Raw genomic sequence first — 20,040 nt, forward strand, 5'->3', positions numbered from 1 at the left:
CCTTCGGTGTTTCCGACTCTATCAGATCTTTCCGATCCGATTTCCTCGGTGCTTTCCGGGAGAACGCTTTTCGGCGTTTTCCTTTCCGGCGATTCTGACTCTATCAGACTCTTTCAGGGCCTGACCCCCAGTCAGCGGGGCTTGTCTTTGCGGCTGTTGGGCCGTTCCGACGAGTGAGACTTTAGCGGACTCCTTGGCGTCCCGCTAATCGGGACGGCGCTCTTATCGAACGCGGATTCCTCATTCCGAAAAACACATGCGAAGAGACCGATGACGGATCATCGCTACTTGATGGGTGGAGACGGAATGGCTGTCCGGGGACCGACCGGAGTCGGCGCTCACGTCGGACAGCTCGGAGAACATTACGTACGGGGTCGAGGAGTGTCAAATCCGGGGCGGGGGCTGCTGCCGCCGGTCTGGACGTCGACCAGGGCGTCGGCGAGGGGGGTCCGGTAGTAGAGGACCGAGCGGCCCGCTCGGCGGCGTTCCAGGAGACGGGCGTCGAGGAGCACCTTGAGGTGGCGCCCCACGGTGCCGAGGGCCTGGCCGGTGAGGGCGACCAGGTGCGTGGTGCTCTTGGGGGTGTCGAGGAGCGTGAGGACGTGGGCGCGCACCGGGCCCAGGAGGCGGACCAGGGCGGCGGGTGCGGGGGTGGTCCCGTCGCCGCCGGGGTGGGACGGGGTGAGGAGGGGGCCGGTGCAGGGATAGGTGACGGCGTGGGTCCTGTCGTTCCAGGAGACCCAGCCGTGGTCGGTGGTGACGGGGACGAAGAGGAGCTGGGTGCCGGTGAGGTCGCGGGGCGGGTACTCGTGCACGTTGATCTGGAGGCGGCCGGCGCCGAGCCAGCGCAGTCCGGGGCGCAGCCCGTTCAGTGCGGTGGCCCAGCCGCCCCGGGTGAGGTGTTGGAGGCGGGCGATGACGTCGGCTTCGAGGACGCTGCGGCGGTGCGGCCAGGTGGGGAGGACGGCGCGGGTCCAGACCCAGTGGAGCAGGTCGGCGGTGCGTTCGGGCAGGTCGGGGCGGTCGAGGGCGGGGGGCAGGGGGCCGGGGATGGAGCGGGTGAGGTGAGTGCGGGCCGCTGTGGGGTCGGCGCTGCGGACGGCGTCCAGTTCGGTCTCGAAGGTGGCCGTCGCCTCGTCGGTGGGGGTGTGCTCGCCGGTCGGGGCGGGGGTGAGGAAGTCGGCGAGCCAGTAGCGGCCGAGGGCGGCCCGGATCAGATGGGCGGTGACGGGGTCGGCGGCGAGGCGGGACCGGTAGGCGGGGCGGTGGGCGGCGAGCCAGGCGCGGTCGCCGGGGTGCGTGGCGGTGCCGCGTTCCAGGCTCATCAGCGCGGCGGTGGTCTCGCTGAGCGGGGAGACCACGAAACGGCTCGCGGCCAGGGTGTCCGTGGTGACGTGCCACCAGCCCATGGGTGCTTGCTCCTCGGTCGCGCGGCGCTCGGTTCGAGGGTGTCGTTTCGCCCGGGTGCGAAAGAGTAAGGGTTGCGGGGAGGGGCTGCCCAGACTCCGGGGATGCGGACCTATCGGGAGTTGTTCGGGGTGCCGGAGTTCGCGCCGTTGTTCTGGAGCACCACCTTGAACACGGCGGCGGCGACGGTGAGCGGGCTGGCGTTGGGGGTGTTGGTCTACGGGGCGACGGGCTCGCCGTTGCTGGCGGCGCTGAGCATGTTCGGGGCGTCGTTGGCGCAGGTGGTGGGTGCCGTGTTCCTGATGTCGGCGGCGGACCGGGTGCCGCCGCGGGGCGCGTTGGCGGGGCTGGCCGCGCTGTTCGGGGTGGGGACGGCGGTGCAGGCCGTGCCGGGGATGCCGGTGGGGGCGCTGTTCGTGGTTCTGCTGGGCTTGGGGACGGCGGCGGCGCTGGGCGGCGGGGTGCGGTACGGGTTGCTGAACGAGGTCCTCGCGCGGGACGGGTTCCTGCTGGGGCGGTCGGTGCTGAACATGGTCACCGGGCTGGCGCAGGTCGTCGGTTTCGCGGTGGGCGGGGTGTTGGTGACGGTGCTGTCGCCGCGCGGGACGTTGGTGTTGGGGGCGGTGCTGTACCTGGGGTCGGCGGTGGTGGCGCGGTGCGGGTTGCGGGCGCGGGCGCCGCGGGTGACGGGGCGGGCTTCGGTGGCCGAGACGTGGCGGACGAACCGGTTCCTGTGGTCGTCACGGGCCCGCAGGTGCACGTACCTCGCACTGTGGTTGCCGAACGGGTTGGTCGTGGGGTGCGAGGCGTTGTTCGTCTCCTACGACCCGGGCCGTGCGGGGTGGCTGTTCGCGTGCGCGGCGCTGGGGATGTTCGTGGGGGACGCGGTGGCCGGGCGGTGGGTGCCGCCCCGGTGGCGGGCGCGGATCGACCTGCCGTTGCGGTTGTTGCTGGCGGTGCCGTACGCGGTGTTCCTGTTCGGGCCGCCGTTCGCGGTGGCGCTGGTGGCGGTGACGGTGGCGTCCGTGGGCTTCGCGGCGACGCTGTTGTTGCAGGAGCGGCTGATGGCGATGACCCCGGAGGCGATGGGCGGGCAGGCGCTGGGGCTGCACGGGGCGGGGATGATGACGGCGCAGGGGGTGTGCGCGGGGCTCGCGGGGGCCCTGGCCGAGTGGACTTCGCCGGCCGTGGCGATGGGGGTGTTGGCCTCGGCTTCGGTGGTGGTGACGGTGGCCCTGGTGCCGGGGCTGCGCGGGAGCCCGGTCGGGGCCGGGGCTCCGGGCGGGGCGGGGAGTACGGGCGGCGCCGCGGGGGCCGGGGGTGTGGCCGAGTCGCGGGTGGCCGGGGACGGGGTCGGCTGACGGGGCGGTGGGGGGTCGCCGTTGCGGCGCCGCCTCGTGGGGGCGCCGGGTGGTGGGCCGTCTCGTGGGGGCCCGGGGGCGACGGTCGGCCGGTCGGGGGTGACCCGGGGCGGGACCTGGTGCTCGGTGATGCCCGGTCGTCAGGTGCTGGTGCCGGAGGCGAGTTCGCGGCTGCGGTCGCGGGCCGCTTCGAGGGCGGCGATCAGGGCGGCGCGCACGCCGTGGTTCTCCAGCTCGCGGATGGCGTTGATCGTCGTACCGGCGGGTGAGGTGACGTTCTCACGGAGCTTGACGGGGTGTTCGCCGCTGTCGCGGAGCATCACGGCGGCGCCGATCGCGGCCTGCACGATCAGGTCGTGGGCCTTGTCGCGGGGCAGCCCGAGGAGGATGCCCGCATCGGTCATCGCCTCGACCAGGTAGTAGAAGTACGCGGGTCCGGAGCCGGAGAGGGCCGTGGCGGCGTCCTGCTGACTCTCGGGGACGCGGAGCGTCTTGCCCACCGCGCCGAAGATCTCCTCGGTGTGGGCGAGGTGCTGCGCCGTGGCGTGGGTGCCGGCGGAGATCACGGACATCGCCTCGTCCACCAGGGCGGGGGTGTTCGTCATGACGCGGACCACGGGGGTGCCCTCGGGGAGGCGTTCCTCGAAGAAGGTGGTCGGGATGCCCGCGGCGCCGCTGATCACCAGCCGGTCCGCGGGCAGGTGGGGGGCGAGTTCTTCGAGGAGGGCGCCCATGTCCTGGGGCTTCACCGTCAGGATCAGGGTGTCGGCGCTCTTGGCGGCCTCCTGGTTGCTGACGGGGGTGACTCCGTAACGGGTCCGGAGTTCTTCGGCGCGTTCCGGGCGGCGGGCCGTGACGAGGAGGTCGGCGGGCGGCCAGCCGGACCGGATGACGCCGCTGAGCAGGGCCTCGCCGATCTTTCCGGTGCCGAGGACTGCGACTTTCTGGGGCATGACGGGGCCTTCCGCAGGGTCGTTCGTTGCCGGTCATCCTCGCAGAGGGGGTGCGGCGGTCCGCGGGTGCGGCGGGTGGTCCGTCAGGCGGTGCGGCGGCGGAGGGTCGCCGCGCCGAGGGCGAGGACGAGGAGGGCGCAGCCGGCGACGACGCCGACGTCCCGGAGGAAGGCGTCGGTGACCTCGGGGTGCCTCAGGACCTCGTTCATGCCGTCGACCGCGTAGGACATGGGGAGCACCTGGGAGACGGCCTCCAGGACGGGTTGCATCTCCGCTCGGGGGGCGAACAGTCCGCACAGCAGGAGCTGGGGGAAGATCACGGCCGGCATGAACTGGACGGCCTGGAACTCGGAGGCCGCGAACGCCGAGACGAACAGGCCGAGCGCGGTGCCGAGTACCGCGTCGAGGAGTGCGACGAGCAGCAGCAGCCAGGCGGAGCCGACCACGTCGAGCCCCAGGACCCACAGGGCGAGGCCGGTGGCGAGGGCGGACTGCACGACGGCGACGGCGCCGAAGGCGAGGGCGTAACCGGCGATGAGGTCGGCCTTGGCCATGGGCATCGCGAGGAGCCGTTCGAGGGTGCCGGAGGTGCGCTCGCGCAGGGTCGCGATGGAGGTCACCAGGAACATGGTGATCAGCGGGAAGATGCCGAGGAGTGCGGCTCCGATGGAGTCGAAGGTGCGGGGGCTGCCGTCGAAGACGTAGCGGAGCAGGAACAGCATCAGGCAGGGCACCAGCAGCATCAGGGCGATCGACCGGCGGTCGTGGCGGAGTTGGCGCAGGACGCGGGCGGCGGTGGCGCGGGTGCGGTGGATGTTCACGGGGCTCACTCTCCGTGGGTGGCGGTGCGGGTCAGGGGGCGGGCTGCGGGGCGGCGGGGTCGACCAGGGCGAGGAAGGCGGCTTCGGCGGAGTCGGTGCCGGTCTGCTGGCGCAGGGCCGCGGGGGTGTCGTCGGCGAGGAGGTGGCCGTCGCGCATGAGGAGGAGGCGGTGGCAGCGTTCGGCCTCGTCCATCACGTGGGAGGAGACCAGGATCGTGACGCGGCGTTCGGTGGCGAGTCGGTGGAAGAGGTCCCACAGGTCGCGGCGGAGCACGGGGTCGAGGCCGACGGTCGGTTCGTCGAGGACGAGCAGTTCCGGGGTGCCGAGGAGGGCGACGGCGAGCGAGACCCGGCTGCGTTGGCCGCCGGAGAGCCGGCCGGCGAGGTCGTCGGCGTGCGAGGTGAGGGCGACGTCGGCGAGGGCGCGGGCGACGTGCTGGCGGCGGCGTTCGGCCGCGGCGGGGGCGGGGTCGAGGACGGCCGCGAAGTAGTCGAGGTTCTGGCGGACGCTCAGGTCGTCGTAGACGGACGGGGCCTGGGTGACGTAGCCGACGCGGGGGCGCAGCGGTGGGGTGCCGGCGGGGTGGCCGAGGACGTCGAGGGTGCCGGTGACCTTGGCCTGGGTGCCGACGACGGCCCGCATCAGGGTGGACTTGCCGCAGCCCGAGGGGCCGAGGAGGCCGGTGATCTGGCCGCGGGGGACGGTGAAGGTGAGGTCGTGCAGAACGGTGCGGGTGCCTCGGACGACCCGGAGGGAGTCCGCGCGGACGGCCGGCGACTCCTTCCCGCTTTTATTCATCATGTGATGAATACTGCTCCTGGCGGTGGCACCCGTCAAGCGCTGCGGCTGACTCCGGGGGTGCTCAGGTGCGCCGGCGCTTGGCCGGATGGCCCGCTCGGCGTGCGGTGCGGCGTGCGTACTGGGCGCGTTGCGTCTCGTACTCCGCGCGCAGTCGTTTCTCGCCGGGGGCCTCGGTGAGGGAGCGCAGGAAGTACGCCAGTAGGCCGCCGAGGAATCCGATGGTCCGTACGCCGCGTCCCGCGGAGGGGTCGACGGCCCGGGGCGGGGCCTGGGTGAAGCCGTCCCAAGTGCGACGGAAGGCGAGCGCCGAGCAGACCGTGAACATCAGGACGACCGCCACGTTCACGAAGGGGCCCACCCGTGCGGCGGCCATGCCTTCGTAGGCGAAGCGCAGGACGAGGGCGCCGGCTGCCGTGGCGGCGAGGGAGGCGGTGGTCGCGGTGATGCGGCGGGCTGCGTAGTGCTGGTCGTGGTGCAGCCAGGCGGTGCCGAAGAAGCGGAGGGGGGCGGGCTGGGGGCCCGCGGGTGGGGTCGGGGGCTCGCTCACGGGGTGAGTATCCCGTGCTGGGGCGGGGTGGGCCGGGTGCGGAGTTCGTGCGTGTCGCGTGCGGTGTCCCGTGCGGGTGCGCTGCGGTTTTGCGCAGTTCCCCGCGCCCCTGTCGGGGGCCTTCCGGTCTGCGTGGCGCAGAGGTGCCCCGATCAGGGGCGCGGGGAACTGCGCAAAACCGGGGCGGACGCCGACCGAACAGCGCACCCCGGGCTGGACGTACCAAGGGGCGCGGGGAACCTACCGGTGGGTACGGGTGGGGAAATGCTGCGTGGCCACCGCGCCGTCACCCGTACGGACCCGGTGACCCGCTAGTTTGTTCACTGGTGGTGGGATCTGTTGGCCGTGGACGGATGAGGTGGGAGTCGTGCAGCTCCGGGGCGGGGACCCTGAGGAGATCGGCGGCTACCCGGTGGAGGCGCGCCTCGGTTCCGGGGGCATGGGCACCGTCTTCCTGGCCCGTACCGCATCGGGCCGTCCGGTCGCGATCAAACTCATTCACCAACACTTCGCAGGTGACGAGGAATTCCGCATCCGCTTCCGTCAGGAGGTGTCGGCGGCCCGGCGGGTGAGCGGCGTGTTCACGGCGGCCGTCGTGGACGCCGACTCGGAGGCGCTGCGGCCCTGGATGGCGACCGCGTACATCTCCGGCCCCACGCTCGCGCAGCGGATCGCCGACGAGGGGACGCTGTTCGGTCCCGAGCTGCGCACGCTCGCCATCGGGCTGGCCGAGGCGCTGCGCGAGATCCACCGGGCGGGGGTGATCCACCGGGACCTGAAGCCGTCGAACGTGGTCCTCTCCCCCGACGGGCCGCGGGTCATCGACTTCGGCATCTCCCGTGCTTCGGGCAACCAGACCCTCACGATGACCGGGCGGGTGATAGGGACCCCGCCCTTCATGTCGCCGGAACAGTTGCAGACGCCGCGGGCGGTCGGGCCCGAGTCCGACGTGTTCTCGCTGGCGACGCTCCTGGTGTTCGCCGCGACCGGGCAGGGCCCCTTCGACGCGGACAGCCCGTACATGACCGCGTACCAGGTGGTGCACGAGGCGCCCGATCTGAGTGCGGTGCCCGCGGTGTTGCGGGAGGTGGTGGAGCCGTGTCTGACCAAGGTGGCGAAGGGGCGGCCGTCCGCCCACGAGTTGTTGGTGGCGTTGCGCGGGCTCCCCGAGGACCTGGGGTCGTCGTCCGCGCCGATGGCCGAGTTGAAGACCTTGCCGGGGACCCGGCGGTCGGGCGTTCCCGGTCCGCCGGACGGGTGGGACCTCGGGTCCGTCACCGATGACACCCCGGGTTCGACACCGGGTTCGCTACCGGGTTCGGCAGCGGGCGATGACGTCTCCGGACCCGGTGCCGCCTCCGGTTCCGGTGCCCGCTCCGGTCGGCGCCGGGCGTCCCGCAAGCGTCGCCGGTTCCTGGGCGCGGGCGTCGTGACCGCGCTGGTCACCGCGCTGGTCGTCGCCGGGGTGGTGGTGCTCGGATCGGGCGGCGCGGACCGGCCGGAGGCGGGCGGGGGGCGCGAGACGCCGGCCCGGGGGCAGGGGGTCAGCGGGAGTGCGGCACCGCTGCCGGCCGGGTTCGCCCCGTGGCGCAAGACCGTGCGCGGAGGACAGCAGCTCGGTGACGAACTGCGCTGTGTGGCGGCCGGCGGTGACGACCTGTTCTGCGGGGGCGGCGGCGTGGTGGCCGCCCGGCTGCGCGCCTCCGACGGCAGGGTGCTGTGGCGCACGACGTATCCGGGCGTCCCCATGCAGGGGCTGCACCTGATCGGGGTGACCGGGGGTTCCGGCAAGGGCCTCGCGGGCCGTACCGTCCTCGGTTACCACCTGCCCAAGGCGGGCTCCGAGCGCACCGAGGTGGTCGCGCTCGACGCGGCGAGCGGCGAGGAGCTGTGGCGGACCCGGGTCGGCACCAAGGCCACGTACCTGCTGCGGGAGCCGCAGCACGCGGTGCTGACCGGGTCCACCGTGCTGACCGTGGACCCGGGGTCCACCCGGTTCGAGGCGCGTTCGGCGCGCGACGGACAGCTGTCCTGGACGACTGCGCTGCCCAGCGGTTCGTGGTGCGCGCCCTTCCCGGCGGGCGGGAAGGCGTACGCGATGTGCGCCCCGTCGACGCAGGTCACGCTGGGCCGCCCGGCCGAGGTGGGGTTCCACACGCTGGACCCGAACGGCGGCGCCCTGGGGCGGGCGGTGACCGCGGACGGCGCGTTGCGGCCGGTGGGCGCGCTCGGCGGCAGGCTGCTGCTGGTGCGGGAGGCGGCGGGCGCTGGGGAGACGGGCTTCTCGCAGGTGGTCCGGCTGGACATGGCCACCGGCCGCCGGGAGGCCGATCGGCTCCGCGGGTACGGGGGCACGGTGCCGGGCTTCGCGGACGGCACGCTCTACTTCACCTCGCCCACCGGGGAGGTGAGCGCGGTCGACCCGGGAACGGGACGGCGGAAGTGGCACACGCGGACCGCCGCGGAGTGGGCCTCGGCCCCGCTCGCCGCGGGCGGGGTGCTGTACGTGGGGTCGGCGACCGGTCGGGTCACCGCGCTGGACGCGCGGAAGGGTTCCGAGCTGTGGTCGACGTCCCCGCACGCGCAGAGCCCGGGCGGGTTCACCGGTTCGAGCCCCCGGCTCACCCTGGTGGGCCGGGTGTTGGTGGCGGCAGCGGCCGACAACACCCTGTCGGCGTTCGACCTGGCGCAGCCGCCCCGGATTCCGTGAGGCGGTGCGCCACGGGCGGTGCCCCTGCCGCGGAGCGTGGCTCCGCGGCAGGGGCACCGTCAGTGGTCGGGCCGGGTCAGGGGCATTCCGGGCGGACGAAGCCGTCGTTGCCCGTCTGGACGTAGGCGTCGGACACGTAGCGTCCGTTGCCGATCTTGTCCCAGATGTTGGTGGTGCCGAGGGGCCCGGTGATCGTGGTGCCGCGCTTCTGGCAGGTGATCGAGACCCGGGTGCCGCCCGCGATCTGGACCACCACCGGGTACGAGAGGCCGGGGCCGCTGCGCGCGTTCACCGTGGCCACCACGAGGTAGGTGGTGGCCCTCGCGGCCTGGGCGGCGACGGTGTCGCCGCCCACCTGATCGGGACCGGCGCCGAGTGTCGTGATCTTTTCGCTCATGTGTTCCTCCCCCGAGGAGCGTGACGGGTGGTTCCGGCCACGCACGGCAGGGCCGCACGTACCGGTGATACCTCCCCCTGACTGGTGCCCACCCATGTGGGACACATAAGAAGACGCCCCTCACGGGTGCGTAGTTGCACCGTGAGGGGCGTAAGTCTCCCGGGATTTTCGGGGGATTCCCGTGACGCCCGGGAGACGCAGCGTGCGCCCCGCCGGACGGCCCGGCGGTTCAGCCCAGCTTGCTCACATCGCGCACGGCGCCCTTGTCGGCGCTGGTCGCCATCGCCGCGTAGGCGCGCAGCGCGGCCGAGACCTTGCGCTCGCGCTGCTTCGGCTCGTACACGCCACCGAGTGCTTCACGCCGTTCGGCGAGCGTGTCCTCGTCCACCAGGAGGTCGATCCCGCGGTTCGGGATGTCGATGCGGATGAGGTCGCCGTCCTGGACCAGGGCGATCGTGCCGCCGGAGGCCGCCTCGGGGGACGCGTGGCCGATGGACAGGCCGGAGGTGCCGCCGGAGAAGCGGCCGTCGGTGACCAGGGCGCACACCTTGCCCAGGCCGCGGCCCTTGAGGAACGAGGTCGGGTAGAGCATCTCCTGCATGCCGGGGCCGCCGCGGGGGCCCTCGTAGCGGATGACGACGACGTCGCCGGCCTTGATCTCCTTGCGGAGGATCTTGTCGACGGCCTCGTCCTGGGACTCGCAGACCACGGCCGGGCCCTCGAACGTCCAGATGGACTCGTCCACGCCCGCGGTCTTCACGACGCAGCCGTCGACGGCGAGGTTGCCCTTCAGCACGGCGAGGCCGCCGTCCTGGGAGTAGGCGTGCTCGACGTCGCGGATGCAGCCGTGCGCCGCGTCGGTGTCCAGGGTGTCCCAGCGTTCGGACTGGGAGAACGCCTCGGCGGAGCGTCGGCAGCCGGGGGCCGCGTGCCAGAGTTCGACGGCCTCGTCGGAGGCGCTGCCGCCCCGGACGTCCCAGTCGTCGAGCCACTGCTTGATGGACGGGGAGTGCACGGTGTGGACGTCCTCGTTGAGGAGTCCGCCCCGGTACAGCTCGCCGAGGATCGCGGGGATGCCGCCGGCGCGGTGCACGTCCTCCATGTAGTACGTGGTGGTGGGCGCGACGTTCGGGGCGATCTTGGCCAGGCAGGGGACCCGGCGGGAGACGGCGTCCATGTCGGCGAGGCCGTACTCCAGCTCGGCCTCCTGGGCGGCGGCCAGCAGGTGGAGGATGGTGTTGGTGGAGCCGCCCATCGCGATGTCCAGCGCCATGGCGTTCTCGAACGCGGCGTGCGTGGCGATGTTGCGGGGCAGGACCGAGTCGTCGTCCTGCTCGTAGTGGCGGCGGGCCAGCTCGACCACCGTGGCGCCGGCCCGCTCGTAGAGGGCGCGGCGGGCGGTGTGGGTGGCGAGGACGGAGCCGTTGCCGGGCAGGGAGAGCCCGATCGCCTCGGTGAGGCAGTTCATCGAGTTGGCGGTGAACATGCCGGAACACGAGCCGCAGGTGGGGCAGGCGTTCTCCTCGATGCGGAGGATGTCCTCGTCGGAGATGCTCTCGTCGACGGCGTCGGCGATGGCGTTGACCAGATCGAGCTTGCGGACCGTGCCGTCGACCAGGGTGGCCTGGCCGGCTTCCATGGGACCGCCGGAGACGAAGATCGTGGGGATGTTGAGGCGGAGCGCCGCCATCAGCATGCCGGGGGTGATCTTGTCGCAGTTGGAGATGCAGATGAGGGCGTCGGCGCAGTGGGCCTCCACCATGTACTCGACGCTGTCGGCGATCAGGTCGCGGGAGGGCAGCGAGTAGAGCATGCCGCCGTGGCCCATGGCGATGCCGTCGTCCACGGCGATGGTGTTGAACTCGCGCGGGACGGCCCCGGCGGCCTTGATCGCCTCGCTGACGATCCGGCCCACGGGCTGGAGGTGGGTGTGGCCGGGGACGAACTCGGTGAAGGAGTTGGCGACCGCGATGATCGGCTTGCCGATGTCCTCGCTGGCTACCCCGGAGGCGCGCATCAGGGCGCGGGCACCTGCCATGTTGCGGCCGTGGGTGACAGTGCGGGACCTCAGCTCGGGCATCGTCGCTCGCTCCTTCTGGGTGGCTCCGCGCGCGGCTGCGCGGGGCCGGTCAAGGCAGGTATGGCTGTGCCGAGCCTACGCCGGCCCTCCAAGATCCGGACAGGAGTTTCCGGAATGTGAGACGGATGTCTCGGAGGTCGAACGGGTCGGCCAGCGCCGCACCACTCGTCGGTACGGCCTCTCACCTGCGTGTACGGGGCTACGGGGGCTACGGGACTACAGGGCCACGGGAGTGCGCGGCCGGACGCGGGCACGACCCCGAACGCGGGTGGGTACGCGTACGGGCGCCGCAACGGGTGTGCGGCCATGCGGTTCGCGCCGGATCGTGCGCCGGGGTGCGTACGGGGCGGGGTGTGCTCCTGGGCGCACGGTCCGTGCCGCCGGGCGGGCGTCCGGTGCGGAAGGGTGGTTCCGTACGGAAGGGTCCGGTACGGAAAGTGTGTCACGTGCGGGACGCGGGTCCCGTACCGGTCGGGTCCGGGCCGGGTTCCGTCCCCGGGTGCGCATCGGCGGTCGCGGGCGGCGTCGGCGGCGGTGCGGCCTCGGTCAGGTAGCGCTGGAGGGTGGGCGCGACCATCGTCACGATCTCCTCCGGGTCGGCGCTCGCCATCGGCTCCACCTGGATCACGTACCGCAGGATGGCGATGCCGATCATGTGCGAGGCGGCGAGCTCCGCGCGGAACCGTGGATCGGGCACGTCGAGTTCCCGGGCGATCCGCTCCAGCAGCTGCCGCAGCACGAAGCCCCGCAGGACCTTGGCGGCGGCCTCGTGGGTGAGGGCGGAGCGGACCACCGCGAGCAGCGGGGCCCGGGTCGTCGGGTTCTCCCAGATGCCGAGGAAGTGCCGGGCCAGCCGCTCGCCGATGCCCTCGCTGCCCGCGCCGAGCACCGAGGCGACCGTCACCGCCGGCTCCAGGGAGACCTCGATGGCCGCGGCGAAGACCTCGTCCTTCGTACCGAAGTAGTGGTGCACCAGCGCCGGATCGACCCCGGCGGCCTTGGCGATCTGCCGTACGGACGTCTTGTCGTAGCCGCGGGCCGAGAACTCCTCGCGGGCCGTGCGCAGGATCAGCTCCCGGGTGTCCGGGCCGTGCGCGGCCTCACCGCGGGAGGGGCGGCCCCGGCGGCGCGGGGTGGCGGAGGTCACGGGCGGCGCGCCCCCCGGTGCGGGTCCACGGCGCCGGGGTCCGGGACGCGGGCGAGGTGGCGGCGCGCGAAGGCCAGCGCCTCGGCGAGATCGGCCTCGCGTTCGGCGCTGGACATCGCACGACGCGTGTTGACCTCGACGACCACGTGGCCGTCGAAGCCGCTGCGCGTCAGGCGCTCCAGGAACGCGGCGCACGGCTGGTCACCGCGGCCGGGCACCAGGTGTTCGTCCTTGGCGGAGCCGAAGCTGTCGGCGAGGTGCACGTGCCCCAGCCGCCCGCCCATCCGGTCGGCCATGACCAGGGCGTCGGAACGGGAGGTCGCCGCATGGCTGAGGTCCAGCGTGAAGTGCGGGTAGTCCTCCTTGGTGACGTCCCAGTCGGGTGCGTAGGCGAGCGCCTCGCGGTCGCGGTAGCGCCAGGGGTACATGTTCTCCACGGCGAACCGGACGTCCGTCTCGTCGGCCATCCGCTGCACGCCCCGGACGAAGTCACGGGCGTACTGGCGCTGCCAGCGGAAGGGCGGGTGCACCACGACGGTCGCGGCGCCGAGGCGCTCGGCGGCGGCCCTGGCCCGCTGGAGCTTGGTCCACGGGTCGGTGGACCACACCCGCTGGGTGATCAGCAGACAGGGCGCGTGCACCGCGAGGACGGGCACCCCGTAGTGGTCCGACAGCCGGCGCAGCGCCTCCACGTCCTGGCTGACCGGGTCGTTCCACACCATGACCTCGACGCCGTCGTAGCCGAGGCGCGCGGCGACCTCGAAGGCCGTCGCCGTCGACTCCGGATAGACCGAGGCCGTCGACAGGGCGACCTTCGCGTCCGGAACGCGCGCCTTCTGTTCTGCCACGAGCACAGCGTACGGGGGTCCGGAACCCTCCGGGGCGCCCCCGGGGTTCCGGCCCCGCCGCCGGGTGCGCGGCACCGTCAGGGCAGCTCCGCGGTCGGGTGGCTCGGCGTCCGGGAGTTCGGCAGGTGGTCGAGGTGACGCAGGATGACGCCCTCGCGCAGGGCCCAGGGGCAGATCTCGACCGTCTCCAGACCGAACAGGTCCAGCGCCGCTTCGGCGACCAGCGCGCCCGCGAGCAGCTGCCCCGCCCGGTTCTCGGAGACGCCCGGCAGCCCGGCCCGTTCCGCGGAGGTCATCGCGGCCAGCTTCGGCACCCAGCCCTCCAGCGAGCTGCGCCGCAGCTCCCGCTGCACGTACTCCCCCTCGGCGCCGCGCGCGGCGCCCGCGATCCGGGCGAGCTGCTTGAACGTCTTCGAGGTGGCGACGGCGTGGTCGGCGCCCCCGAGGCGGGTGAACTCCCCGACCGTCCGGGCGATCTGCGCCCGCACGTGCCGCCGCAGGGCCCGCACGTCCGCCGGGTCGACCGGGTCGTCGGGCAGCCACCCGGCGGTGAGCCGCCCGGCGCCCAACGGCAGCGAGGCGGCGGCGTCGGGTTCCTCGTCTATGCCGTACCCGATCTCCAGGGAACCGCCCCCGATGTCGAGGACCAGCAGCTTCCCGGCCGACCAGCCGAACCAGCGGCGGGCGGCCAGGAACGTCAGCCGGGCCTCCTCCTCGCCGGTGAGGACCTTGAGCTCGACACCGGTCTCCTCGCGCACCCGGCGCAGCACCTCGTCGGCGTTGCTCGCCTCCCGGACCGCGGAGGTGGCGAACGGCAGCAGCTCCTCGACGCCCTTGTCCTCGGCCGCCTGGAGCGCCTCGTGGATCGTGGAGACCAGCCGGGCGACGCCGTCCTCGCCGATCGCGCCCTGGGCGTCCAGGAGCTGGGCGAGCCGCAGCTCCGCCTTGTGGGAGTGCGCGGGCAGCGGGCGCGCACCGGGGTGCGCGTCCATCACCAGCAGATGAACCGTGTTCGAGCCCACATCCAGGACACCAAGTCTCATGAGCGCCAACGCTACTGTGCGCTCGGGCACCGGCCCGCCACACGTGACGCTCGGCACGCATACCCTTGATGTGTGCCAAAGACGAAAAAGGCGAAGCGCGAGGAATCGACCGGTCCGTCCGCCCAGGACCCGACCGCCGCCCAGGACCCGACCGCCGGCAAGGCGGCGAAGGCCGGGCGCGGCGGCAAGGGCGCGCTACCGGTGGCCGGCCGGTCCGGTGGCGCCGCGGTGCCCGACGAGAAGGGCATCGACTTCGCGCGGGCCTGGGTCGAGTTCCCCGACCCGGCCGACGACGAGCAGGTGTTCCGCTGTGACCTGACCTGGTTGACCTCCCGCTGGACCTGCATCTTCGGCAGCGGCTGCCAGGGCATCGAGGCCGGGCGCGCGGACGACGGCTGCTGCACCCTGGGCGCGCACTTCTCCGACGAGGAGGACGAGGTCCGGGTCGCCGGTCACGTGGCGCGGCTCACCCCCGAGATGTGGCAGCACCACGAGGTCGGCAACCGGGCGGTCGAGGACGGGGGCGGCTGGGTCCAGGAGGACGAGGACGGGGACCGGCAGACGCGGCGCTGGAAGGGGTCCTGCATCTTCCAGAACCGTCCCGGCTTCGCGGGGGGCGCGGGCTGCTCGCTGCACATCCTCGCCCTCAAGGAGGGGCGCGAGCCGCTGGAGACCAAGCCGGACGTGTGCTGGCAGCTGCCGGTCCGGCGGACGTACGAGTGGATCGACCGGCCCGACGACACCCGCGTCCTCCAGGTGTCGATCGGCGAGTACGACCGCCGGGGCTGGGGTCCGGGCGGCCACGACCTGCACTGGTGGTGCACCTCGGCGACCTCCGCGCACGGTGCGGGCGACCCGGTGTACGTGACGTACCGGGCGGAGCTGACGGAGCTGATGGGCAAGGACGGCTACGACCGGCTGGTCGAGCTGTGCGAGCAGCGGCTCGCCTCGCGGCTGCCGCTGCTCGCGCCGCACCCCGCCGACCCGGCGCGGCCCGCCGGGCGCTGAGGCCGCGCCGGCGGGGCCGCTCAGCCTGCGGGCCCGCTGCCGTCCGGTGGGGGTCGCCCGGTGCCGCCGGGCGGATCGCCGCCGGTCCCGTCCGTTCCCCCGGGGGTGCCCGGCGCGCCCGTCCCGGTCCCGGGTTCCGGGGGTGCGGGCGTTCCCGGGTCGGGCGGCGGGGCGGAGTGCGTGGCGGTGGGCGGGGGGCTCGGCCGCGGGGTCGGTCCGCCGCCCGAGGTGTCGGAGCCGCCGGTGGGGCCGGACGGGCCCGGCGTCCCGGACGCGGGGGGACGCGGGACCGCACCCTGCCCCCGGACGACCACGAACGCACCGGCGGGGTCCAGGGAGATCCGGGCCGTCCAGGAGCCGGGCGGTTCGGCCCGCGGGTCGAGGTGCACCCGGAGGACGACGGCGTCACCGGGTGCGAGGGTGCCCGTGGTGCGGGAGAGCCGGAGCCAGTGGGCGTGCGCGGTGGCGGACCAGGGCACCGGGGCGTCCCCGAGGGCGGTGAGGACGAGGGTGGTGGCGCCGCCCCGGCAGTGGACGGCGACGCCGAGCCGGTCGGCGCCGGGGACGACCCCCTCCGGGGTGATGACCTCGGCGGACACCCGGGCCGGGCTGCCGGGCGGGTCCGCCGTGACGGGGGTGTCGCCGTAGCCCCCCGTCTTCCCGGCCGGGCCCGGATCGCCCCGGCCGGACGGGACGTCGGGCGCCTGCTCGGTGCCGGTCCCGCCGATCCGCTCCACCTCGCTGGCGGTGGTGGGGGCGCCGTCGGCGCTCCGCGGCTGGTCGCGGGTGGTCCACAGGGCCAGCACCGGCGCGGCGACCACCGTGGCGACGACGGTCGTGGTCACCGCGCGGGCCCGTAGCCGGTCCCGACGGTCGGTGTGCTCCTGCGGGGCTAGCGGGAACCCCCGGCGGTCGAAGCGGGGCGCCCCGCGCCGGGCGCGCGGGGCGTGCGCCATGGCCGCCCGGACCTCGGGGCGGGGCGCCGTCAGTATCGGCAGCGCCGCGGGGGTCACGCTGGTCCCGGGCCAGGCGTCCGGCCGGGCGCGTTCGGCGGCGCGGCGACAGAGCGGACAGTCGTCCACGTGGCGGACCAGCTGTCCGCGCAGGGTGGGGTCGAGGAGGACCCGGTCGTCCTCGGCGAGCCCGGACGCGCCGGGGCACGAGCCGGCTCGCACGACGGTGAGGGCGGTCCGGGTGCGCTCCACCTCGCAGGCGGCGGAGGCGAGCAGGTCACGGGTGCGTCCGGTGTCGAGGCCGAGGACGGCGGCCACCTCGTGGGCGGTGAGTTGGTGGCGCACGGCGAGTTCGAGCGCTTCGCGCTGCTCGGGGGTGGTTCCGGCCGCCTCCGGCCAGGCGAGCAGGGCGAGTTCGCGGTGCCGCGCGCGGACCGTGCCCCCGGCCGGCCCGGCGGCCCCCGCCCCGGCCCCGGCCCCCGGCCCCGCCCCGGGACCTGATCCCGTCGGATCGGGCGCAGGCGGATCGGGCGCGGCTGTGGCGTCCGCGGTCACGGCATCCGCGGTCGTCACGTCCGCGGTCGTGGCATCCGCGGTCACGGCGTCCGCGGTGGGGAGCGGGGCCCGGTGTCGGCCCGGTATCCGGCTGCCTTGACGTTTCTTCTTCTCGGCCGACTTGCCGTTGCGCACCTCCGCGAGGCGCCGCAGGCACGTCCAGCGCGCGAGGGCGTAGAGCCAGGCCCTGCGTTCCGCCTCGGCGGCGGGTCCGCGGGCCCGCCGCCGTTCGGCCAGTACGAGGACCTCACCGAGGGCGACCGCCGCGGCCTCGTGGTCGCACAGCACGGAGAGGCAGTACGTGAACAGCCCGTCGAGGTGCGGCTCGTGGCGCGGGGACGGGCGGGGGGCCGGGCCCCCCTTCCGGGAGCCGGCCCGCTGGTGCGCGGACCTCGGTGCCCGGTGTGCTCCGGTGGTGCGGGCGGGGTGGCCCGCCCTGCTGCTCGTCACGCGTGCGACCGTAAGCGGCCCTCCACGGCCTCTCCCGCACCTTGAGCGCATTTAACCCGTACGGGTGATGGGGTCCCTCGAAAGGGGAGCTGTCAGCGGGTGCGGCTACGGTTCGGTGCATGGCTGCCCGTACGAAGACCGCGAAGGACCGTCCGTCCTACCGTTGCACCGAGTGCGGCTGGCAGACGGCCAAGTGGCTCGGCCGCTGCGCCGAGTGCCAGGCGTGGGGCACCGTCGAGGAGTACGGCGCGCCCGCCGTCCGCACCACGGCGCCCGGCCGGGTGACCACCTCCGCCGTGCCGATCGGGCAGGTCGACGGCCGGCAGGCCACCGCGCGCTCCTCGGGCGTACCGGAGTTGGACCGGGTGCTGGGCGGCGGTCTGGTGCCCGGCGCCGTGGTGCTGCTGGCGGGTGAGCCGGGCGTCGGCAAGTCCACGTTGCTGTTGGACGTCGCGGCGAAGTCGGCCAGCGAGGAGCACCGCACGCTGTACGTGACCGGCGAGGAGTCCGCGAGTCAGGTGCGGCTGCGGGCGGACCGCATCCACGCGATCGACGACCACTTGTACCTCGCGGCCGAGACGGACCTGGCGGCGGTCCTCGGCCATCTGGACGCGGTGAAGCCGTCCCTGCTGATCCTGGACTCGGTGCAGACGGTGGCCTCCCCGGAGATCGACGGCGCGCCCGGGGGGATGGCGCAGGTCAGGGAGGTCGCCGGGGCGCTGATCCGGGCGTCCAAGGAGCGCGGGATGTCGACGCTGCTGGTGGGGCACGTCACCAAGGACGGCGCCATCGCGGGCCCGCGGCTGCTGGAGCACCTGGTGGACGTGGTCCTCCAGTTCGAGGGCGACCGGCACGCCCGGCTGCGGCTGGTGCGCGGGGTGAAGAACCGGTACGGGACCACCGACGAGGTGGGCTGCTTCGAACTGCACGACGAGGGCATCACCGGTCTGGCGGACCCGTCGGGCCTGTTCCTGACCCGGCGCGACGAGCCGGTTCCTGGCACCTGTCTGACGGTCACCCTGGAGGGCCGCCGCCCGCTGGTCGCGGAGGTGCAGGCGCTCACCGTGGACTCGCAGATCCCCTCTCCGCGGCGCACCACCTCGGGGCTGGAGACCTCGCGGGTGTCCATGATGCTGGCGGTGCTGGAGCAGCGGGGCCGGATCAGCGCGCTGGGCAAGCGGGACATCTACTCGGCGACGGTCGGCGGGGTGCGGCTGTCGGAGCCGGCCGCCGACCTCGCGATCGCGCTCGCCCTCGCCAGCGCGGCCAGCGACAGCCCCCTGCCGAAGAACCTGGTGGCGATCGGGGAGGTGGGGCTCGCCGGGGAGGTCCGGCGGGTGACGGGGGTGCAGCGCAGGCTCTCGGAGGCCCATCGGCTCGGCTTCACCCACGCCCTCGTACCAGCCGATCCGGGGAAGGTCCCGGCGGGCATGAAAGTGACCGAGGTGGCGAACATGGGGGACGCCCTGCGGGTGCTGCCGAGGAGTCGTAGGGGAGAGGCCCCGCGGGAGTCCGAGCACCGCCGGTAGACTTTGCCCCGGTCTCGCCCGTCCGTACGAACCCGGGCGCCCCCAGAACCGCGACCGGAGGAGAGCAGTGGCAGCCAACGACCGGGCAGCGGCTCCCGGAAAGTCCGGCGGGAGCGGCGACGGCCTGATGCGGGCCGCCCTGAGCGCGGTGGCGCCGGGCACGGCCCTGCGGGACGGACTGGAGCGCATCCTCCGCGGCAACACGGGCGGACTGATCGTCCTCGGGTTCGACCGGAACGTCGAAGCGATGTGCAGCGGCGGCTTCGTGCTGGACGTCGAGTTCACGGCGACGCGCTTGCGCGAGCTGTGCAAGCTGGACGGCGGCATCGTCATCGACAAGGACATCACCAAGATCCTCCGGGCGGGCGTGCAGCTCGTCCCGGACCCGACGATCCCGACCGAGGAGACCGGTACCCGGCACCGCACGGCGGACCGGGTCAGCAAGCAGGTCGGCTACCCGGTGGTGTCGGTGTCGCAGTCGATGCGGCTGATCGCCCTGTACGTGGGCGGGCAGCGGCGGGTGCTGGAGGACTCGGCGGCGATCCTGTCCCGGGCGAACCAGGCGCTGGCGACGCTGGAGCGCTACAAGCTGCGGCTGGACGAGGTGGCGGGCACCCTGTCGGCGCTGGAGATCGAGGACCTGGTGACGGTCCGGGACGTGAGCGCGGTCGCCCAGCGGCTGGAGATGGTGCGCCGGATCGCCACCGAGATCGCCGAGTACGTGGTGGAGCTGGGCACGGACGGTCGGCTGCTCGCCCTCCAGCTGGACGAGTTGATCGCGGGCGTCGAACCGGAGCGGGAGCTGGTGGTGCGGGACTACGTTCCCGAGCCCACGGCGAAGCGGTCCCGCACGGTGGACGAGGCGCTGTTCGAGCTGGACGCGTTGACCCATGCGGAGCTGCTGGAACTGCCCACGGTGGCCCGTGCGTTGGGTTACACCGGTTCGCCGGAGGCGCTGGACACGGTGGTGTCGCCGCGCGGGTTCCGGCTGTTGGCGAAGGTGCCGCGGCTGCCCGGCGCGATCATCGACCGGCTGGTGGAGCACTTCGGCGGGCTCCAGAAGCTGTTGGCCGCGAGCGTGGACGACCTCCAGGCCGTCGACGGGGTCGGTGAGGCACGGGCCCGCAGTGTCCGCGAGGGGCTGTCGCGGCTCGCGGAGTCGTCCATCCTGGAACGCTACGTCTGACCCGTCCGCCCGATGACGCAACCGGCGTCCCGCCCGTGGGGGCGGAGCCGGACGGGGGGGGCGCTCGGGTCGCCTCGGTGTGCGGTTCCGCGGGCGATGTGGGCGTTTCACCCCTCCGTACGACCGGCGTCCGACCGGCGTCCGCATGGCGGGAAGCCGCCAATCCGCGGGGGTCTCCGCGGCCCGCGCCGCACCCGCCGAACGGCGGGCCGCCGGCCGGTCCGGCCCGCGCTCGGTCCCCTG

The 20,040-nt window shown here is 73.8% G+C and carries 16 protein-coding genes; 5 read left to right on the plus strand and 11 right to left on the minus strand.

All coding sequences use genetic code 11. The annotated features are described in order from the left end of the window. Positions 1-362: 362 nt before the first annotated feature. Positions 363-1,409 carry a transcriptional regulator gene (locus tag ACFWIA_RS16390; RefSeq protein WP_387005009.1) on the minus strand — a complete coding sequence of 349 codons (1,047 nt, stop codon included), beginning with the start codon at positions 1,407-1,409 and terminating at the stop codon, positions 363-365. A 102-nt stretch (positions 1,410-1,511) separates the two neighbouring features. Between ACFWIA_RS16390 and ACFWIA_RS16395 the strand changes: the two genes are divergently transcribed. Further along, a complete protein-coding gene (locus ACFWIA_RS16395; protein WP_387005012.1) occupies positions 1,512-2,768 on the plus strand; it encodes an MFS transporter in 1,257 nt (418 codons plus the stop codon). A 140-nt stretch (positions 2,769-2,908) separates the two neighbouring features. On the opposite strand, the gene proC is transcribed toward ACFWIA_RS16395, so the two are convergent. From proC to ACFWIA_RS16415, 4 genes are all read right to left on the minus strand, one after another. Then, positions 2,909-3,721: a pyrroline-5-carboxylate reductase gene (proC, locus tag ACFWIA_RS16400; protein ID WP_385484016.1), complete on the minus strand. Its 813-nt coding sequence runs from the start codon at positions 3,719-3,721 to the stop codon at positions 2,909-2,911. An 83-nt stretch (positions 3,722-3,804) separates the two neighbouring features. Next, a complete protein-coding gene (locus tag ACFWIA_RS16405) occupies positions 3,805-4,542 on the minus strand; it encodes an ABC transporter permease (protein WP_387005016.1) in 738 nt (245 codons plus the stop codon). A gap of 31 nt (positions 4,543-4,573) precedes the next feature. Continuing rightward, positions 4,574-5,344, minus strand: coding sequence for an ABC transporter ATP-binding protein (locus ACFWIA_RS16410; protein WP_387005019.1), 771 nt, complete (start codon positions 5,342-5,344; stop codon positions 4,574-4,576). A 61-nt stretch (positions 5,345-5,405) separates the two neighbouring features. Continuing rightward, positions 5,406-5,891, minus strand: a complete 486-nt coding sequence (locus tag ACFWIA_RS16415) for an EamA/RhaT family transporter (protein WP_387005022.1) — start codon at positions 5,889-5,891, stop codon at positions 5,406-5,408. Positions 5,892-6,258: 367 nt separating this feature from the next. Here ACFWIA_RS16415 and ACFWIA_RS16420 point away from each other — a divergent pair, with 367 nt between their 5' ends. Continuing rightward, complete coding sequence (locus ACFWIA_RS16420) at positions 6,259-8,601, plus strand: PQQ-binding-like beta-propeller repeat protein (RefSeq protein ID WP_387005024.1); 2,343 nt, start codon at positions 6,259-6,261, stop codon at positions 8,599-8,601. A gap of 76 nt (positions 8,602-8,677) precedes the next feature. On the opposite strand, the gene ACFWIA_RS16425 is transcribed toward ACFWIA_RS16420, so the two are convergent. The 5 genes from ACFWIA_RS16425 to ACFWIA_RS16445 all read right to left on the minus strand — a co-directional run bounded on the left by ACFWIA_RS16425 (position 8,678) and on the right by ACFWIA_RS16445 (position 14,116). Further along, positions 8,678-8,998: an SH3 domain-containing protein gene (locus ACFWIA_RS16425; protein WP_387005027.1), complete on the minus strand. Its 321-nt coding sequence runs from the start codon at positions 8,996-8,998 to the stop codon at positions 8,678-8,680. Between the two features lie 229 nt (positions 8,999-9,227). Beyond that, on the minus strand, positions 9,228-11,078 hold the full coding sequence (gene ilvD / locus ACFWIA_RS16430; protein WP_387005030.1) for a dihydroxy-acid dehydratase: 1,851 nt from the start codon (positions 11,076-11,078) through the stop codon (positions 9,228-9,230). Positions 11,079-11,520: 442 nt separating this feature from the next. Beyond that, positions 11,521-12,225, minus strand: a complete 705-nt coding sequence (locus tag ACFWIA_RS16435; protein WP_387005033.1) for a TetR family transcriptional regulator — start codon at positions 12,223-12,225, stop codon at positions 11,521-11,523. Next, positions 12,222-13,073, minus strand: a complete 852-nt coding sequence (locus tag ACFWIA_RS16440; RefSeq protein ID WP_387005036.1) for a sugar phosphate isomerase/epimerase family protein — start codon at positions 13,071-13,073, stop codon at positions 12,222-12,224. The genes ACFWIA_RS16435 and ACFWIA_RS16440 overlap by 4 nt, the downstream gene beginning before the upstream one ends. A gap of 77 nt (positions 13,074-13,150) precedes the next feature. Next, entirely contained in the window at positions 13,151-14,116 is a 966-nt protein-coding gene (locus tag ACFWIA_RS16445) for a Ppx/GppA family phosphatase (RefSeq protein ID WP_387005039.1), read from the minus strand. A gap of 72 nt (positions 14,117-14,188) precedes the next feature. Here ACFWIA_RS16445 and ACFWIA_RS16450 point away from each other — a divergent pair, with 72 nt between their 5' ends. Further along, positions 14,189-15,124, plus strand: coding sequence for a hypothetical protein (locus ACFWIA_RS16450; RefSeq protein ID WP_387005042.1), 936 nt, complete (start codon positions 14,189-14,191; stop codon positions 15,122-15,124). A gap of 20 nt (positions 15,125-15,144) precedes the next feature. On the opposite strand, the gene ACFWIA_RS16455 is transcribed toward ACFWIA_RS16450, so the two are convergent. Beyond that, positions 15,145-17,082, minus strand: a complete 1,938-nt coding sequence (locus tag ACFWIA_RS16455; RefSeq protein WP_387005045.1) for a hypothetical protein — start codon at positions 17,080-17,082, stop codon at positions 15,145-15,147. A gap of 119 nt (positions 17,083-17,201) precedes the next feature. Between ACFWIA_RS16455 and radA the strand changes: the two genes are divergently transcribed. Both radA and disA read left to right on the plus strand, forming a co-directional pair. Further along, the gene (radA, locus tag ACFWIA_RS16460; RefSeq protein WP_387005048.1) at positions 17,202-18,611 is read left to right on the plus strand and encodes a DNA repair protein RadA; all 1,410 of its coding nucleotides are present in this window, start codon (positions 17,202-17,204) and stop codon (positions 18,609-18,611) included. A gap of 127 nt (positions 18,612-18,738) precedes the next feature. Continuing rightward, positions 18,739-19,797 carry a DNA integrity scanning diadenylate cyclase DisA gene (gene disA, locus ACFWIA_RS16465; RefSeq protein ID WP_387005277.1) on the plus strand — a complete coding sequence of 353 codons (1,059 nt, stop codon included), beginning with the start codon at positions 18,739-18,741 and terminating at the stop codon, positions 19,795-19,797. Positions 19,798-20,040 lie beyond the last annotated feature (243 nt).

This window comes from Streptomyces sp. NPDC127068, from assembly GCF_042724695.1.
Taxonomy (GTDB): Bacteria; Actinomycetota; Actinomycetes; order Streptomycetales; family Streptomycetaceae; genus Streptomyces.

Excerpts from the sequence above, each read along its gene's own strand:
- radA (WP_387005048.1), top strand. The coding sequence starts at position 17,202 with ATGGCTGCCCGTACGAAGACCGCGAAGGACCGTCCGTCCTACCGTTGC.
- ACFWIA_RS16390 (WP_387005009.1), bottom strand. The coding sequence starts at position 1,409 with ATGGGCTGGTGGCACGTCACCACGGACACCCTGGCCGCGAGCCGTTTC.
- ilvD (WP_387005030.1), bottom strand. The coding sequence starts at position 11,078 with ATGCCCGAGCTGAGGTCCCGCACTGTCACCCACGGCCGCAACATGGCA.
- ACFWIA_RS16425 (WP_387005027.1), bottom strand. The coding sequence starts at position 8,998 with ATGAGCGAAAAGATCACGACACTCGGCGCCGGTCCCGATCAGGTGGGC.
- disA (WP_387005277.1), top strand. The coding sequence starts at position 18,739 with ATGCGGGCCGCCCTGAGCGCGGTGGCGCCGGGCACGGCCCTGCGGGAC.
- proC (WP_385484016.1), bottom strand. The coding sequence starts at position 3,721 with ATGCCCCAGAAAGTCGCAGTCCTCGGCACCGGAAAGATCGGCGAGGCC.
- ACFWIA_RS16410 (WP_387005019.1), bottom strand. The coding sequence starts at position 5,344 with ATGATGAATAAAAGCGGGAAGGAGTCGCCGGCCGTCCGCGCGGACTCC.
- ACFWIA_RS16445 (WP_387005039.1), bottom strand. The coding sequence starts at position 14,116 with ATGAGACTTGGTGTCCTGGATGTGGGCTCGAACACGGTTCATCTGCTG.
- ACFWIA_RS16395 (WP_387005012.1), top strand. The coding sequence starts at position 1,512 with ATGCGGACCTATCGGGAGTTGTTCGGGGTGCCGGAGTTCGCGCCGTTG.